Below are 16,871 nucleotides of genomic sequence, written 5' to 3' on the forward strand. Positions count from 1 at the left end.
CCACGGGTCGGTGGGACCGCAGGGCGTTGCCGGGCGTTGGCACCACCCGGCCCCGCGGTCGACCGGAAGCGTCCGGATCCGACTGGGGCAGAATCGGTCGGGTGAACACCCCCGCCCCCACCGACACCGCCGCGGTTCGTCGGCACAATCTCGCCCTCGTGTCGCGCGAGATCGCCGCGCACGGCCCCTGTGCGCGTACCGAGGTCGCGACGGCCACCGGCCTCGTGCCCGCCTCGGTCACCGGCTTGGCCGCCGACCTGATCGGGCGTGGTCTGGTGGCCGAGGTGGGCTCGGCGTCCTCCGGGGGGCGGGGGCGGCCGCGCCGGTTGTTGCGCCTGGTGCCGGGGCGGGTGGTGGCGATCGCGGTACAGGTGACCCTGGAGCGGGTCGAGGTGATGGCCGCGGACCTGGCCGGCACCGTGGTGCACCGCGCGTCCGTGCCGCATCACGCGCCGTTCGGCGATCCCGAACCGCCGGCCGCCGTGCTCGCGCGCGAGATCGGCCGGGCCGAAGCGGTGGTGCGCGCCCGACCCGACGTGCATCTCGCCCGGGTGGTGATCGCGATGGCGGGGCCGGTGACCGGGCCCGGCCACACCGTTGCCGCAGCGATCGACTTCGGCTGGTCCCGGACCGACCTGCGCGCGCTGGTGCTGGCGCACCTGCCCGACCTCGCCTGCCCGCTCGACGTGGTCAACGACGCGAACGTCGCGGCCCTGGCCGAATACCACGCCCGGGCCGAACGGGGCGGTGAACTCCCTTACGCCGTCGCGTACATCAAGGCCGACACCGGTGTGGGCGGCGGCCTGGTGGTGGACGGCCGGATCCACACCGGTACGCACGGCACGGCCGGCGAAGTCGGCCACATCCCGCTCGCGTTCGACGGCCCCGACTGCCCGTGCGGTGCGCGCGGGTGCCTGGCGATGTACGTCGGGCCCGAGCCGCTGACCGCCGCCGCCGGGCTCGCCGACCTCGCCGCGCGGGACGGGATCGACGCGGCCCTGGCCGAACTCGACCGCCGACTGGGCGCCGGCGATCCGCGGGCGGTCGACGCGCTCGCCGTCGCGGGCCGCGCGGTGGGCGCGGCGGTGCTGGCGATCTCGGGACTCGTGGACCCGGGCGAGGTGATCCTGGGCGGCTACCTGGCGACGTGGAAGGCATGGCTGACCCCCGGTGTCGACGCCACGCTGGCCGGCCGCCGCGCGCTCGCGCCACGTCTGCAACCGGCCATCGTGGCAGGCGTGTTGGGCCCGGACGCGACGCTGCGCGGAGCACTCCGGATCAGCCGGGAGTCGACCCTGGCCAACGCGGCCGACGTCCCGGTGCTGGGCAACACGACCACGACGACCTGACGTCGCCCGCGCGTGCTCTCGTGCTCTCGCGCATCGCCGGCGCCCGAAGCCCGCTTTCGACCCGTTTCCGACGCGTTCCGATCCGCCTCCGATCCGTCTCTCACCCGGCCGTTCACCCTGCTCCAGATGGGTGAACCCACTTCGAGTCGCCCGTGCCGTACCGCGCCCGCCCCATGCTGAGCCCGCGGTCGCAATCGGCGGTCGGGATCGATAGGGGCACGCGTGCGCAAACGCTTCGGAGTCATGGTCGCGGCAGCGCTGTTGGTGGTGGCCGCGGCCGTGCCCGCGTACGCCCGGCCCGCGCTGCCGGACGCCACCGACGGTGCCTACCTGAACGAGATGTTGACCGCGATCAACACCTACCGGAGCCGGCACGGCGCGCCGGCCGTGCGGTTCGACCCGGAGCTGAACACGTACGCGAAGAAACGCGCGGCGCAGATCTCGGCCTTCGAGGGGCTCTCGGAGGGCCATCGCGGGCTGGACCCCGGCACGGGCGAGACGCTCTATTGGGGCGGCGGCACCGCACCGGGCCCGGTCTCGGCCCCAGCGGCGGCGCAGGCCTGGTACGACGAGGTCGCCGCGTACGACTTCGAGGCCGGCCGATTCAGTGGCGCCACAGGCAACTTCACCCAGTTGGTCTGGAAGCGCAGCACCAGGATCGGCGCGGCCCGCTCCGCCGGTCGCGGCTCGAAATGGTACGAGACCTACATCGTGGTCAACTGGCGGGCACCGGGCAATCTGACCGGCTCCTTCACGCAAAACGTGGCACCGGCCCGCTGACGCGAGGGATTTGGCCGTACGCCCGTCGGCGGTCCGAGCGCCGGTCGTGGCCGAATTCGGTCGGCAGCCCGAGCGCCGGCCGCAGCCGAGTCCCTGTCGGCGGCCCAAACGCCGGTCGCGAACGAGTCCGGTTCGGTGGTCCGAGCGTCCGCCGTGGCCGAATCCCTACGGCGGCCCGAGCGCCGACCGTGCCGAGTTCAGGTTCCGGTGATCCGAGCGCCTGCCGCGACCGGATCCCGTTTGGTGGTCCAAGCGTTCGTTGTGGCCGAATCCTGGTCGGCGGTGTGAGTGTTGGTCGTGGCCGAGACGCCTACGGCGGCTTGAACGCCGATTGTGGCCGCGTTCCGGTCGGTGGTCTGAGCGCCGGTCTGGCCGAATTCCGGTCGGTGGTCCAAGCCACTGCGGTGGCCGAATCCTGGTCGGCGGTGCGAGTGTTGGACGTGGTGGAGTCGCCCACGGCGGCCCGAGCGCCTGCCGCAGTCGAATTCCGTTTGGCGGTCCAAGCATCCGCTGTGGCCGAATCCCGGTCGGCGGTGCGAGTGTTGGACGTGGCCGAGTCCCCACGGCGGTCCGGGCGCCGGTTGTGGCTGAATCCCCGTTGTGGCGAAATACCCGCTTCAGGTTGGTCGTTGCCGCGACATGCGTCATCCTCCCGAGGCCGCACGCCCGTTCGTCCCGGTCGGCCACAATGCCGCGCTCGCCGCGAGTGGTGGAAGCAGCGCGACGAGGGCCAGGGCCCGCGCCGGGTCCATGGTCTCGGACAGCGCGCCGACCGCTGCCGCGCCCATCCCGCCGCCGACGAAGTACGTCTGGTTGAGCAGTCCGACCGCCCCGCCGCGTACGGCGGGGTCGACCAGAGTGGCGACCCGCCCGGTGGTGACGACCTGGCTCACCGCGAAGGCCACGATGCACAGCGACGCGGCCACCACGATCACCGCCGCGCCCGAGCTCAGGCCCACCGCGAGCAGGCCCGCCGCAGCCGCCACCGCGGTCGCCGCGAACAACCCGCGCCCGTGCGACCCCACCGCCCGACGGGCGAGCACGAAGCCGATCAGGCCGCCGGGCAGCAGTGCCGCGCCGACCTGGAGCACGCTCCACTCGTACTCCCGGACCAGCAGTTGCGGCGCCGCGTACATCACCGAGAACAGCGCGCCGAACACGCCGATCCCCATCACCGCCGTGAGCACGATCGTGCGGTCGCCGATCAGCGCGCGCGGCACGAAACCGTGCGGGCGGCGCCGGGTCCACCAGGTCAGCGTGCCCAGGGCGAGCGCGGCGCCGGCGCCCAGGGCCGAGACCGCGGGCGCGCCCAGGGACAGCGTGGGGGACTGGATCAGCACCAGCGATGTGGTGGCCGTGATCGCGACCAGCCCGGCACCCACCGCGTCCACCGCGCGGCGCGAACCGGTCCCGGCGCGGCGGATCAGCGGCAGGCACAGGGCGATCACCGGCAGGGACAGCGCGGGCAGTACGAGCGTGGCCCGCCAGCCGATCCACTCGGTCACCACGCCACCGACCAGGGTGGCGCCGGCCCCGAAGACCGCCATCGTGCCGCCGAAGCCGCCCAGGATCCGGGCCCGCCGGGCCGGATCGGCGGCCACCGCGAGCGCCAGCGCGGCGGAGACCATCGCGCCCGAGCCGGCCGCCGCCAGGAACCGACCGGCGACCAGGACACCGAGGTTCGGCGCACCCAGGCACACCGCCATGCCCAGCGCGAGCAGCGCGCCGCCCGCCGACAGCGAGAACCGCACGCCGCGCGCGTCCGCGAGCCGGCCGAACACGGCCGTCCCCATGCCGAGCGCGAGCGCGTGCGCGGTCAGCACCCAGCCGAGGGTCGTCGGCCCGGCGTCCAGAGCGCGGCCCACGTCCGGCAGCGCGACCCCGGCCGAGGTGACCCCGAACACCGAGGGCCCGCCGAGCAGTCCGAGCCGGATCCCTTCCCCGCGAATCGCACCGGGCTCCGCTGCCGTCCGGATCGGCACCGGCCCCGCCTGCCCGGTACTCCCGTCCGGCGTCGCCTGCTTCGTCGTCACGACCGTGCTCCTCGTCCGCGATGCCGCCGGGGTGTACTCGACCATCGAGCCCCGGGCATCGACCCGGGCCACTCTCGGCCCGCGCCCAGCCGCCGCCCATCCCTCACCTGGGGGATGGGCGCGTGCGGCCGGGACGCGCAGGATCGACGACGTCCGCATCGATCCGGCCGAGGAGTACGCGCCATGCAAGCCGTCATCGCCACCGCATACGGTGGTCCCGAGGTACTGACCGCCGTCCACGCCCATCCCGAACCGCGTCCCGGCCCGGGGCAGGTGCTGGTGAACGTGGCCGCCGGCGGGGTCAACTTCATCGACATCAGCCAGCGCCGAGGAGTGTTCGCCGTACCCACGCCGTTCGTCCCCGGCGTCGAGGGCGCCGGTACGGTCGCCGAACTCGGCCCGGACGTGACCGGCGTCGCCGTCGGCGACCGGGTGGCGTGGGCCATGGACGGCTCGGTGACCACCGCGTACGGCGGCTACGCGCAGCGCGCCGTGGTCTCCGCGGATCGTGCGGTGCCGATCCCGGACGGGCTGGACGTCGAATCGGCCGCCTCGGTGTTGATGCACGGGATGACCGCGCACTACCTCACCCACGACACCCACCGGGTCCGCCAGGGCGAGACTGTCGTGGTGCACGCGGCGGCGGGCGGGCTGGGCGGACTGCTTACCCAGTACGCGGTCGCCCGCGGCGCGCGGGTGATCGCGACGGTGTCCGACCCGGCCAAGCACGCCCGGGCCCGCGCGGCCGGGGCCGATCTCGTGGTCGGTTACGACGGGTTCGCCGAGCGGGTCCGCGAGGCCACCGAGGGGCGGGGCGCGGACGTGGTGTACGACGGAGTCGGCGCGGCGACCTTCGACGGCGGCCTGGCGAGCCTTCGTACCCGCGGCACCATGGTGCTGCTCGGCGGGGCGAGCGGCCCGGTACGAGACTTCGACACCGGCCGCCTGCTCGGCGCGGGCTCGTTGTACCTGACCCGGCCCGGCATCGCCGACTACCTCCGCGACCGCGTGGAACTGCTCGCCCGGGCACGCGACGTGTTCGAACGCACGCTGTCCGGCGCATTGCGGCCGCATGTGGGCGGGCGCTACCCCCTGGCGCAGGCGCGCCGCGCACACGAGGACCTGGAGAGCCGCCGAACGACGGGGAAGCTTCTGCTGATTCCCGAGACTGACGCCTTCGCCGGGGGGTGACCCGGCCGACCCGTCGGCGCATCGACCCGCCACCCGGCCCGGCTTCGCGAATATCTCCGTGCCCGCGTGGAATTGCCCGCCCGGGCGCGCGACGTGCTGGAGAACGCAAGTTGTCCGGCGCGCTGCGGCCGTAGGTGGGCGGGCGCATCCGCCGGCGCGGGCGCGTGGTGTGGACGAGGACCCCGGAGAGCCGGCGGACGACGGGGAGACTTCTGCTGATTCGCCGGGTTGATGCCGTGGCTGGGGGGGGGTGACCCGGCCGACGTGCCGGCACGCCGAGTCGCCACCCGGTCGGGCTTCGCCGGCTGTGTCCGTGGCCGCGTGGAATTGCCCGCCTGGGCGCGCGACGTGTTGGAGAGCGCAAGCTGTCCGGCGCGCTGCGGCCGTAGGTGGGCGGGCGCTACTCGCCGGCGCGGGCGCGTGGTGTGGACGAGGACCCGGAGAGCCGGCGGACGACGGGGAAGCTTCTGCTGATTCGCCGGGTTGATGCCTTTGCTGGGGTGACCCGCCGACCCGCCGACCCGCCGACCCGCCGACCCGCCGACCCGCCGACCCGCCGACCCGCCGACCCGCCGGCACCCCGACAGCTGACCGCCGATCCACAGCGCACCGACCCAAGCGCACCGACCTGCCGACCCGATTGCCGCGCCGGCCTTTGCACCCCCGGCCCGGTTATTGCCTCCGCCCGAGATACCCGACCAGTGAACGGAAGCGCCGATGACCCGCCGACCCGACACCGACGGCTGGAAGCGGGACGAACTGCTCGCCCGCGCCGCCGAGGCGCCCGACGCGCTCGCGCTGTTCGCGACCGCGTCGGTGCGGCTGCGGCGTCTGGTCCCGTTCGACGCCGCCGTGTGGCGCGCGACCGATCCGCTCACCGGGCTGATCGCCGCGCCGATCCGGGTGGAGAACATCGACGCGGGTGGCTGCGCGGCGTTTTGGACCAGCGAGGCCGACCCGAACACGATCAACGCGTTCCGCACCCTCGTGGACGCCCGGGTTCCGGCGGCGGCGCTGCGCGAGAGCACGGGCGATCGGCCCGAGATCGGTCCGCTCTACGACGCGTACCTGCGCCCACGCCGGTTCGGCGACGAACTGCGCGCGGTGCTGCGGACGGCGGGTCGACCGTGGGGCAGCGTGAGCCTGTTCCGGGACCGGGATCGGCCGGCCTTCACCCCCGCCGACACCGAACTGGTCGCAGGTCTGTCCGCGCCACTCGCCAGGCGGCTGCGCGGCTTCCTGCGGCCGGGCGAGGTCACCGTCGAGGAGGTGGCCGGCACGGACGAGGCGACCGGCGTACTGCTCTTCGACCGCGCCGGACGCCTGATCTCGGCCAACGAGCAGGCCCGCGAGCGAATCGCGAGTGTGGCAGGCGAGGACGCGGAAACCACGATGCCGATGTGGATCGCCACCCTGGCGGCGGCCGGGACCGGTCGGGTGCGGGTGCGGACCCGCGCCGGACGCTGGCTGGTGTGCCACGCGTCCCGGCTGAGCGGCGACGACCCCTTCACGGTGGTGATGATCGAGGCGGCTCCGGCGTCCGAGGTGGCCGCGATCATCGTCGAGGCGTACGAACTGACCGGGCGCGAGGCCGAGATCACCCGCCTGGTCGCGGGCGGCCTGGGCACCGACGAGATCGCCCGCCGACTGCAGATCTCCAAACACACGGTGCGCGACCACATCAAGTCCGTCCTGTCCAAGGTCGGCGTCGCCAGCCGCGGTGAACTGGTCGCCAAACTCTTCACCGAACACGTAGCCCCAGCCGCCACAGCCCAGGTGTCGCGAGTACGAACGGCGAGTTGACCGCACCACGGTCACGGCCACGGCCACGCCCGCGCGGCGCGGCGCCGCCACCACCAGACCCGCCACCGGCACCACTGGCACCACCGTCGCCGAGGAGCCCGGGTCGTAGAGCCCGTATCAGCCACGCCGTCCCGCCCTCGGCAGTCCCGCCTTGCGCGCCACGCCCTACCGGCTGAAGACCTCAGGCATGCCCGGGCCGAGACCGGTTTTCACCCGCGACGTGCAAGCCGACCACAACCACGCACACCACCCGTCCCAGAAGCGACCACGCGCCACATACCGTCGCACCAATCACCGCCCCCGCAGCCCGCCGCCTGCCAACCACCCACCCGGGCAAGCCACCCCGCGCACGCCGCCATGCCAATGCACCAACCGCCCACGTCGCCCGTGCATTTGCGCCAACCGCCCACACCGACCCCGCCACCCGCCGCTCAGTGCGTGTCCCCCACCCCCAGCCCGCCGATACACCGACCACCCACGCCAAGTGCCATCGCGCCGCGCGCGCCAACCACCGACACCGAGCGCACCGCCCCCACCCCGAGCGTGTCCCCCAAGACCGAGATGGATGCCTACCGCGCGCCGTTCCGCACCCGCGAGTCCCGCCTGCCCACCCTGGTCTTCCCCCGCGAACTGCCCATCGACGGCACCCCCGCCGATGTCGCGCACACGGTGGAGGAGTACGGGAGGTGGCTCGCGCACAGCCCGGTCCCCAAGTTGCTGATCACCGCCGAGCCCGGGGCCATCCTGGTCGGCCGCGCCCTGGAGTTCGCCCGGAGCCGGCCCCGGTAGAGCGAGGTCACGGTCGCCGGAAGCCACTACGTCCAGGAGGACTCGCCACACGAGATCGGCGCGGCGATCCGGGAGTTCGTCCTGGGGGAGGCGGACCGATCGACCGCCTGAGTCACGCCCCTCGGCGGGTGGCGTGATTCGCCCGCGCGGACGGGAACTCCGGGCGCGCTCCGCACGGTTGACCCGATGACAGGCGGCCGGCCCCGGACTCGGGGCCGGCCGGCGACGGGGGACGAGAGGCCGACTCGTGGACGCATCCGCAATCGTGGCGCAACTCACCGCACCGGATACCCGGGCGGACCCCTACCCGCTGTACGAACAGGCCCAACGGCTCGGCCCCGTGCTGTGGGTGAGCGACACGTTCGTCGTGGTGACCGGCCACGCCGAGGCCGATCGGGTGCTGCGCGACCGGGACTTCGGCGTACTCGACCGCGAACTGACCGCGGCCGTGTTCGGCGGGACCGAGGAACCGCAGTCCTGGGGGCTGCTCGGCCGCTCGATCCTGCAGAGCAACCCGCCCGTGCACACCAGGTTGCGCAAGCCGATCGCGGCCGTGTTCACCGCGCGCCGGATCGCCGCGCTGCGACCGGCCGTCGAGAGCGCCGTGGACCGACTCCTGGCCGGGATGGCCGAGGCGGGGCGGGACGGCGCGCCCGTCGACTTCATGGACCGGTTCGCCTTCGCGCTGCCGGTCGGGGTGATCTGCGAACTGCTCGGCGTCCCGGAGGCGGACCGGTACCGCTTCCGGGGCCCGGCCCACGATCTCACCGAGGCGCTGGAGTTCATGTCCGGTGAGCTCGACCTGAGCGCGGCGGACCGGGCCGCCCACGAACTCGCCGGATACTTCGAGGACCTGGTCGCCGAGCGCCGGGCCGCGCCGCGCGAGGACCTGATCGGCGCGCTGGTGCGGCTGCGCGACGAGGACCCGGAGCAGGCGATCACCGACGCCGAACTGATCGCCAACCTGGTGCTGTTGCTGGTGGCCGGATTCGAGACCACCACCAACCTGCTCGGCAACGGCCTCGCGCTGCTGGACGCGCACCCGGGCGTACGCACCGCGCTGGCCCGACGCGCGCTGCCGATGGCCTCCTTCGTCGAGGAGGTGCTGCGCCACGACTCGCCGGTCCAGCTCACCTCGCGGATCGCGCTCACGGACGGTCTGACGGTCGGCGGCAGGGCGCTGCCGCACCACGGCGAGGTGCTGGTGCTGATCGGCGCGGCCAACCGCGATCCCGCGCGCTATCACGAACCGCAGCGGTTCGATCCGTGGCGGGCCGAGAACGGGCCGCTGAGCTTCGGGGCGGGCATCCACTACTGCGTCGGCGCGATGCTCGCCCGGCTGGAGGCCGAGGTGGCCTTCGAGCGTCTGCTCGCCCGGTTCCCGGCCCTGACCCGGGCACCGGGCGCGACCCGACACGATCGCCTCCTGCTGCGCGGCTACGGTGAACTCCCGATCACCCTGGGTGATTCGCCGACGGGCGCTTAACGCCCGTGGTCGCGCCGAACACGGCGTGTGTGAACGGCACGTCGTCCGACGGTTCGCTGCTCGAGACCTGGACCTCGCCGCCGGACCAACAGGAACCCGGGGCCGGACACCGGTCGACCGGAGGCTTCGGCGCGAGCGTGACCCGCGCGGACGGCCGGAGCATCGAGATCCACGTCACCGCCGGCATCGTCGGTGGTACGACCTGCGGCCCGCCGCTGCCGGCACCGCCGCTGGATCAGGCCGAACTCTCCCGCGCGGTACGCGACTCGGCCTGGTTCCGCCGATGAACCGCGCCGGCCGGCCGAGCCGACGCCGGACGCCCGGTTCTCGGGCGTCTGCGCGGCCTCGGGCCGACCGGGTCGCTCAACTGCCGGTGTCGCCTCGGCCGGCGCGCTCGTAGACCCGCTTGGCGGCGAGCGGTGGCAACTGTGGCTTGGGGTCCGGCAGGACCTCGGCCAAGAGCCGCTCGAAGTCGTCGTGGTCGAGCCACTCGGGCTCGTCTTCGGGCTGCGGATGCTCGTCCATGCCACGATGCTGCCACGCGACGGCGCGGTTGGCTGCCATCGGATCCGAATCAGTCCGTAATCGACCGGTTACCCGGCCGATTCGAGACCTCCCCGCGACGACGCGGGCGGGCCGCCGCATACCGACCGACATCGGGTCCAACGGGTTGTCGGGGCACCCGCATCGACTCGCGCCCTGCTCGGAGTTCGGCACGGCGACGGCGTGAAGGCCGCACCGGCTCGGGCCGGCTTCCGACCCGTCGGGACGGGCGACGCGGCGCTTCCGACGCAGCGCTTCGGCAGCTCCGACGCGGCTTGGCCGGCTCCGATGCGGCGCTTCGGAAACGCGAATGTGCGTGTGGGGCGCGATGCATAGACTTCGCGGGTGATCGTTTCGGGGTCGACACAGGTGGCGGAGGACGCGCTCGCGGTGCGGGCGGCGTTGGCCGCCGCGCGGGTGGGTCTGGTCGATCGCGAGGTGGTCGCCGAGGTGGTGACGCTGTGCGCGGTCGCGGGTGAACATCTGCTGGTGGTCGGTCCACCCGGGACGGCGAAGTCGTCGGCGGTGCAACGGATCGCGGAGCAGCTCGGCGGGCGCTACTTCGAGTACCTGTTGGGCCGATTCACCGAGCCGAACGAGATCTTCGGCCCGGTCGACCTGCGCCGACTGCGTGAGGGCGTCGTCGAGATCGAGACGGCCGGCATGTTGCCGGAGGCGGAGATCGCCTTCCTGGACGAGGTGTTCCTCGGTTCCACCGCGATCCTGAACACGCTGCTCGGGCTGCTCAACGAGCGTGTCTTCCGGCGCGGCGCAACCGTGCTGGCGGCGCCCCTGCGGGTGTGCGTCGGAGCCGCGAACCACGTTCCGGAGGATCCCGCGCTGGCGGCCTTCGCGGATCGGTTCCTGGCCCGGGTGTTCGTCGAACCGGTCGCGGACGCGCGGCTGGAGGAACTGCTGGAGGAGGGCGACACCCGCGCCGCCGCTCGGCCCGAGGTGCCGGCCCCGCCCACGTGGGCCGGGCTCGATCGCCTCGCGGCGGCGGCGCTCGCCTGCGAACTCGGTGCGGTACGACCGGTGTTGGCCACGGCGATTCGGCGCATGCGGGCGGCGGGCGTACCGATCACCGACCGGCGGGCGGTGCGCTCGCAACGACTGGTGGCCTCGGCCGCCGTCCTGGACGGGCGCGTGGTCGCGGAGGCCGGCGATCTGTGGACGCTGCCGCTGATCGCGCCGGACCCGGCCGCGCAGACGGCGGCGCGCGAGGTGTTGGCCGACCTGATCGGCGACGCGGCCAACCGGGGCCTGTTCCATGCCGCCGAGGAGTACTCGCGGGGCAGCGCCGCCCGGGCACAGCGCCTCGTGGCCACCGGCCGGGACCTGCTCGACCGATACGGGACCGAACCGGCCGACGGGGACCGGAGGTTGCGGCTGGAGGCGGTGCTGCGCGAGATCGACGCCGGTTTCGCGACACCGGACCTCGGCGCGGAACTGGCCGCCATCCGCGAGCGGTTGATCGCGGCCGTGGGGTCGTGATGGCCGTGGGGTCGTGATGACGGACGCCGCCGAGCCGACGAGACACCCGGAGGGCGGGCACGCGCGGTCACCGGGGCGGGCGAAACCGGCCGGCCCTGCGGAGCCGATCGGCCCCCGGGACCCGGCCGGGCCCGCGCCTGCGACCGCCTCCGGTCCACGCGACGAGCCGTTCGCGGCCGGCCCCGCCGCGCCCGTGTGGCATCCCCGGGAACCGCCGCTTCCGGTCGCCGCCGTGCTGGCCCGGGGTTCGGCCGTGCCGGGCCTCGCGCTGCGGATCGTCGAGCGGTTGGCGCGCGGGGACGTCCTGCGTGCCGTCGGGGATCAGGACTGGCTGGTCGTTGTGGGCGAGGACCTGCCCTGGCTGGACGGGCTGCGTTATCTCGGGTGGGACGGGGAGGCCCTGACGCCCACCACGATGCGGCCGGCGCCCTCGGCCGAGTTGTGGCGTCTCGCGCTGGGCCCCCGCGACCTGGTGGTCCTGCTGCCGGACGGAGTTCTCGTGGCGCCGATGCCCGCCGGCCCGGCGGACCGGGACGCGCTGGCGACCCTGGCGACCGGCGGCGCCAGGTGAGGCTGCCGGACGCGCTCGCGCCCTGGGCCGGTCCGTTGCGCGCACTCACCCCCGAACTCGGCACCGCGTTGGGGCCGATGATTCGACGACTGGACACGATGTTGTCGGCGGCCGAACCCGCCGCCGCCCCGGCCGGGGAGTTCGCGGGATATGGCGGGATCAGCCGACGCGGACACCCGGAGCGGCTGCTCGCATCCGAGTGGTTGTGGGCCCAGGAGTGCGGGACGGAGTTCCTGCGCCGCGCCGCGTCCGGCGAACTGCTCTACCTGGAACCGGGTTTCGTCGACCCGCGACCGACGGGTCGGGTGGTCGTGTTGGTCGACGCCGGACCGCTCCAGGCCGGTGCGCCGCGTCTGGTGCAACTCGCCTGCCTGATCGTGCTGGCCGCGAAGGCCCAGGCGCGCGACATGGACCTGGTGGTCGAAGTGCTCGGCACGGATCCGGGCACCCGGCTCACCGGTGATCTGCGTCGGATGTTGCGCTCCTGGCTGAACATCCGCCTGGATCGGCCACCCACACCCGGCCAGATCGCGGCGCGCGTGGCCGGGATGGACGCCGCCGACGAGGTGTGGATCCTGGGCACCACCGCCACGGGACCTCGGGTGATCACCGCGCGCGAGGCGGAATGGACCGCCGCGGGCGCGTCGCGCGTCCTGGCGTCGATCGCCGACGCGACCGTGGAACTGCCGCTGCCCGCACCGGAGATCGCGGTCCAAGCCTTGCGCGGACGCGAATTCGCCGCGATCGAGTCGACCCCGCCGGGGCTCTCGGTGGGCCCGCTGCGGCTGCCCGCGTTCACCGGGGGGTCGCGATACCTGTTGATGCGCGGCGAGGGACCGGGCGACCTGCTCTCGGTGTACATCCCCACCGGCGGCCGACCGTTGGGCCGACCGACCCGGTACGGCTTCCGCGGCACCGTTCACGCCGCGTCCTGGTGGGGCCGCCGACTGATCGTGGTGACGCTCTTCCGCAGGGAGTTCGCCGTACACGTGATCGGGCGACCGTTTTGGGACGCGGAGCATATCGGTGGGCCGATCGAGGGGTTCGACGCGGACGCGGGCGCGGCGACCGGTGACGATCCGATCCGGCCGGTTCTCCACGTACCGGGGGCGGTGCTCTGGCGGATCGGGGACGCGTGGTGGCGGTTGTGCGCGCGGGAGTCGCCGGTTCGGATCGAGCAGGTCTCGATCGCGCCGGGTGTGGGTTCGTTCCGGGACGAACCGCTGATGACCGCTCCGACCGGCACCCGGCACCTGCGATTCACCGGCGGGCCCAGGCCGATCACGGCGGTCGACGTCACCGATCACCTGCTGGGCGGCGGCGCGTTCGGGTGGTGCGCCGAGGATCCGACCAGGTGGCGGATCCACACCGCGCCGGGCGCCCCGGAGCAGGTGTTGTACGTCCCGCTCGGGGTGCGACCCATCGGTCTGGTCGTCGAGGACGGCAGGGCCGCGCTCGTGAGCACGTCGGCGGACGACGCGCTGGTGCGCGCGCACACCTCGGACGGCGACCGGGTGCTGGGCGCCTGGTCGGACGGGACGGACCCGTTGACGGTACATCCGACGCTGCCGCTGATCGCCATGCGGGACCGGACCGGGCGGATCAGGATCGGCCACGCGGTGACCGGCCGGGTCCTGGCGACCTTGGCGGCGGTATGACGGGCGCGACGGGGGATCGGACCCGGGACGGGGTACCGGGAGGGACGCCGTGCGAGCCCCCCGACGGGATGCCGGACGGGTCGCCGGGCGGGACCCTCGACGGGTCGCCACAGGGGTCGCCGGGCCGCGGCGCGAGCGGCTATCGCGGTTCGGTGCGGGCCGCCGGATTCCTTCTGGACGTGCCGCTCCTGGGCCGGGACGAGGCCGCCGCCCGGGTGTTGGCCCTGTGGGACCCCGGTGCCCGGCTGTACACGCTGCCGGACGGGCGCTGGTTGTTGCGGCTCGGCGCGGAGCGTGTCGTGCGGGCCGAGCAAGCGCCCGGATCGCCGCTGTGCGGGCTCGATCAGGCCCTGGTGGAACCGGGGTTGCCGTCAGGACCCGGTGACCGGGGATACCTGGTGGGACGTTCCGGCGGGCGGCGGGTCACCGTCGCCCTGGCCGGGTTGCCGGTCCTGACGCCCGCGTCGTGGCTGCGCGTCGACGGGTTGCCGATCCGGCGATTGCCCGCGCTCGACGCGGTCGCGGCCCGAGCCGAGGCCCCGATCGAGCCGGCTCCGGAAACCGCTCCGGACCTGCGGGCGAGGGCGGGGGTGGGCCGGCGCGACGAGCGGGCGGAACGGGTCGCGGCCGAGTTGGCGAACCCCCGCGTCGGCGGGCGCGGTTCGGCGGGGTTCGGGCGAGCCTTCGCGAGGTTCGGGCGAGGCTCCGCGAGGCCGCTGCCGCACGCGGGGCGCGAACCGTTCGCCTTCCTCGGGATCGTCGCCTCGGTCGGCGTCGTCGCCCTGGTCGTCGGTGGCGCCGTCGCGGCGCTCGGCACGGTGACCGACGGCCGAGCCCCGATCGCGCTGCTCGGTCCTGTCCTGGTGTCGGCCGTACTGCTGTGGCGTCGACGCTCTCGCGGCGCCCCTGCGGGCCGGTACGCGGCGACCGATCCAGGCGCCGGGAAAGCGGAGGCCCCTCCCGGCGGTGGGTCTCGGGGCGGGTCCCGCCCCCGCCGTCCGCTCGCACGGCTCCTGGGCGCCCCCGGCGCCCGCCTCGCCGAGTTGCTGATGCGAAGCCCCCTGGCCCGCTTGGTCGTCGATCGGCAGGAGCGCTATCTGCGCGACCTTGCCCGGCAGTTCGAGCGCGGTAGCTACCACGAGGCGCTGCGGAACGGCATCGCGCTCTCCGAGGCGTCGGCCGAAGGGCGGCGGGTTCCGCCGGCGCTCGGGGTGCCGAGGCCGCGAACCGGCGACCTGAGGCCCACCGTCCGGGTCGGCCCGGCGGGCGCCGCGCTGCGGGCCGAACCGGCGATGTTCGCGCGCCTGCGCGTGTTGTACACGGACGCGGCCGAACGACTCGAGCGGGACGACCGGATCGACGAGGCCGCGTTCGCGCTCGCGGACCTGCTCGGCTCACCGGACGCGGCGGTGGCCCTGTACACCCGCCACGGCCGCTTCCGGAATGCCGCCGAACTGGCCGAGAACCGCATGACGGCACCGGACCTGGTGGTGGGGCTGTGGTGGCGCGCCGGTGAGCGGGAGCGGGCGGTGCGGCACGCGCGGCTGCACGGCGCGTTCGAGACCGCGATCGGGCGACTGACGCCGACCTACCCGCGGACGGCCGCCGCGTTGCGTGCGGAGTGGGTCGCGGCCTGCCAGGCGATCGGCGATCATCCGGGCGCGGTCGAGGCCGCCTGGCCCGACCGCGACCTGCGCCCGGCGGTGGCCGCCGACTTGACGGCCGGCATCGCACAGGGCGGCACGATCGGGGCACGGCTGCTGGCGTACCTCGCCACGGAGGCGCCGATCGAGCAGGCCAGGTCCGCGGTGGTGGCGTTCCTGGACGCGGACGCGGACACAGACGTGGGCGCGGGCGGGGCCGAGGCGCGCGACAGCGGGGTCGAGCCTGGCGACCGGGCCGCGGCGACGGAGCCGGCGGCCGGAAGCGGCGCCGGCGCCGGCGCCGGCGCCGGCCCGATCGTGGTCCGCGCCGACCGCGCCGCGCTGGACACCTTCACGTCCGCACTGGCCGAGATGTCGGCCGCCGACCCCGCCTGGGATCGCGAACTGGCCACCCTGGCCGCCCGGGCCCTCGCCCGCGCTGCGGGACGGCCCGCCGGGGTGATCGCCTCGCCGCCCGGGAGCGTACGCCGTCGATTCGACGCGCTCCGCGTCCGCGCCGATCCGCTCGCCGCGGTCGATCTGCGTCCGCCCGAGGAACCCGGGCGCGGGCGACGGGACCGCCCGGTCGCGGTGACCGCAGGCGACCTCCCGGGGCGGGTGCCGATCCGAAGTGCCGCCGCCCTGCCCGACGGCACGGTCCTGGTCGCGTGTGGCGCGGCCGGTACCCGCCTGTTCGGCCCCGACGGCCGCGAGCGGGTTCGCTGGGACGTGCCGGCGCACGGGATCGTCCTGGCCGACCACGGCGCCGTCGCGTTGTTGGTCGCCGAACGCGGCGTGTCCCGCGACATCCACCGACTGGAGGTGCTCACCCGCCGGATCCGCCACTGGGCCACCGTGTCGGCACGGGAGTTCCCCGACTCGTTCGACGGCGCACACCTGGTGACGTTGGATCAGGGGGTGATCACGGTTCTCGACACCACCACCCCGCGGCCGCGCGTGGTCTGGCGTGAGGACGCCGCACCCGCGCCGTTCCTCGGCGTGACCCGGACCGCGACCTCGTGCGCGGCCCTGGCACAGACCCGGGAGGGCGCCGAACGGATGACGGAACTCGTCAAGTGGCGCTGGGACATGCCGGGATGGACGCTGCGGGAACGGTCCACCCTGGCGGGCACGATGCCACGTTCTCTGGTCACCGGTACCGGTGTCGTCGTGCCCACCGTCTTCGAGGCGGTCCTCGTCTCGGGTGACGCCCACCTGCTCGTGCCGAGCGAGGGCTCGGCGTCGGTGTACCCGGGCACGGACACCGACGCCGTCGCGAACATCGCCTTCCCCGGTGCCGCCCCCGACACCATCGGCTTCCGGGAACACGCGGGCCGGATCACCGCCTGGGACCGCTCGGGCCGGATCGTGGTCTTGGACGGCACTTCGGTGCGCGCCGTCTTTCGAACCTGATCAGTCATCAGGTCGCTTTGTGACCAACCCGGATGACGGAACATCAGTTTTCAGGTGATGCCCTCGGTCCCCTTGGCGACGGAACCCGGCAGTGCTTCAATGTGACTCGTCCTTGTTA

The 16,871-nt window shown here is 74.2% G+C and carries 13 protein-coding genes; 11 read left to right on the forward strand and 2 right to left on the reverse strand.

Annotated features, from left to right (window positions below; translation table 11 throughout):
• The first annotated feature begins 101 nt into the window (after positions 1-101).
• The gene (locus OG948_RS48145; RefSeq protein ID WP_331771362.1) at positions 102-1,349 is read left to right on the forward strand and encodes an ROK family protein; all 1,248 of its coding nucleotides are present in this window, start codon (positions 102-104) and stop codon (positions 1,347-1,349) included.
• Positions 1,350-1,571: 222 nt separating this feature from the next.
• A complete protein-coding gene (locus OG948_RS48150) occupies positions 1,572-2,129 on the forward strand; it encodes a CAP family protein (RefSeq protein ID WP_331771363.1) in 558 nt (185 codons plus the stop codon).
• Positions 2,130-2,773: 644 nt separating this feature from the next.
• Here the strand turns inward: OG948_RS48150 and OG948_RS48155 are convergent.
• Positions 2,774-4,162, reverse strand: coding sequence for an MFS transporter (locus OG948_RS48155; RefSeq protein ID WP_331771364.1), 1,389 nt, complete (start codon positions 4,160-4,162; stop codon positions 2,774-2,776).
• A 183-nt stretch (positions 4,163-4,345) separates the two neighbouring features.
• On the opposite strand from OG948_RS48155, the gene OG948_RS48160 reads away from it, so the two are divergent.
• From OG948_RS48160 to OG948_RS48180, 5 genes are all read left to right on the forward strand, one after another.
• Positions 4,346-5,353 (forward strand): quinone oxidoreductase, encoded by a 1,008-nt coding sequence (locus OG948_RS48160; protein ID WP_331771365.1) that lies wholly within the window; start codon positions 4,346-4,348, stop codon positions 5,351-5,353.
• A 717-nt stretch (positions 5,354-6,070) separates the two neighbouring features.
• Positions 6,071-7,156 carry a helix-turn-helix transcriptional regulator gene (locus tag OG948_RS48165; RefSeq protein ID WP_331771366.1) on the forward strand — a complete coding sequence of 362 codons (1,086 nt, stop codon included), beginning with the start codon at positions 6,071-6,073 and terminating at the stop codon, positions 7,154-7,156.
• Positions 7,157-7,699: 543 nt separating this feature from the next.
• Entirely contained in the window at positions 7,700-7,945 is a 246-nt protein-coding gene (locus OG948_RS48170) for a hypothetical protein (protein WP_406300671.1), read from the forward strand.
• 247 nt (positions 7,946-8,192) lie between these two features.
• A complete protein-coding gene (locus OG948_RS48175; protein WP_331771368.1) occupies positions 8,193-9,431 on the forward strand; it encodes a cytochrome P450 in 1,239 nt (412 codons plus the stop codon).
• Positions 9,432-9,460: 29 nt separating this feature from the next.
• Complete coding sequence (locus OG948_RS48180) at positions 9,461-9,718, forward strand: hypothetical protein (RefSeq protein ID WP_331771369.1); 258 nt, start codon at positions 9,461-9,463, stop codon at positions 9,716-9,718.
• A 76-nt stretch (positions 9,719-9,794) separates the two neighbouring features.
• On the opposite strand, the gene OG948_RS48185 is transcribed toward OG948_RS48180, so the two are convergent.
• A complete protein-coding gene (locus OG948_RS48185) occupies positions 9,795-9,956 on the reverse strand; it encodes a hypothetical protein (RefSeq protein ID WP_406300672.1) in 162 nt (53 codons plus the stop codon).
• Between the two features lie 363 nt (positions 9,957-10,319).
• Between OG948_RS48185 and OG948_RS48190 the strand changes: the two genes are divergently transcribed.
• The 4 genes from OG948_RS48190 (at position 10,320) to OG948_RS48205 (ending at position 16,753) form a co-directional block, all read left to right on the forward strand.
• Positions 10,320-11,468 carry an AAA family ATPase gene (locus OG948_RS48190; protein ID WP_331771371.1) on the forward strand — a complete coding sequence of 383 codons (1,149 nt, stop codon included), beginning with the start codon at positions 10,320-10,322 and terminating at the stop codon, positions 11,466-11,468.
• Positions 11,469-11,484: 16 nt separating this feature from the next.
• On the forward strand, positions 11,485-12,039 hold the full coding sequence (locus OG948_RS48195) for a hypothetical protein (RefSeq protein WP_331771372.1): 555 nt from the start codon (positions 11,485-11,487) through the stop codon (positions 12,037-12,039).
• A complete protein-coding gene (locus OG948_RS48200) occupies positions 12,036-13,697 on the forward strand; it encodes a hypothetical protein (protein WP_331771373.1) in 1,662 nt (553 codons plus the stop codon). Before OG948_RS48195 ends, OG948_RS48200 begins: the two co-directional genes overlap by 4 nt.
• 152 nt (positions 13,698-13,849) lie before the next feature.
• The gene (locus OG948_RS48205) at positions 13,850-16,753 is read left to right on the forward strand and encodes a bpX6 domain-containing protein (RefSeq protein ID WP_406300674.1); all 2,904 of its coding nucleotides are present in this window, start codon (positions 13,850-13,852) and stop codon (positions 16,751-16,753) included.
• The last annotated feature ends 118 nt before the right edge of the window (positions 16,754-16,871 follow it).

This window comes from Embleya sp. NBC_00888 (assembly GCF_045207655.1).
GTDB lineage: Bacteria > Actinomycetota > Actinomycetes > Streptomycetales > Streptomycetaceae > Embleya.

Bases quoted from the DNA above. Each gene is read 5' to 3' on its own strand.
- OG948_RS48160 (WP_331771365.1), top strand. From the start codon at position 4,346: ATGCAAGCCGTCATCGCCACCGCATACGGTGGTCCCGAGGTACTGACC.
- OG948_RS48185 (WP_406300672.1), bottom strand. From the start codon at position 9,956: ATGGACGAGCATCCGCAGCCCGAAGACGAGCCCGAGTGGCTCGACCAC.
- OG948_RS48165 (WP_331771366.1), top strand. From the start codon at position 6,071: ATGACCCGCCGACCCGACACCGACGGCTGGAAGCGGGACGAACTGCTC.
- OG948_RS48195 (WP_331771372.1), top strand. From the start codon at position 11,485: ATGACGGACGCCGCCGAGCCGACGAGACACCCGGAGGGCGGGCACGCG.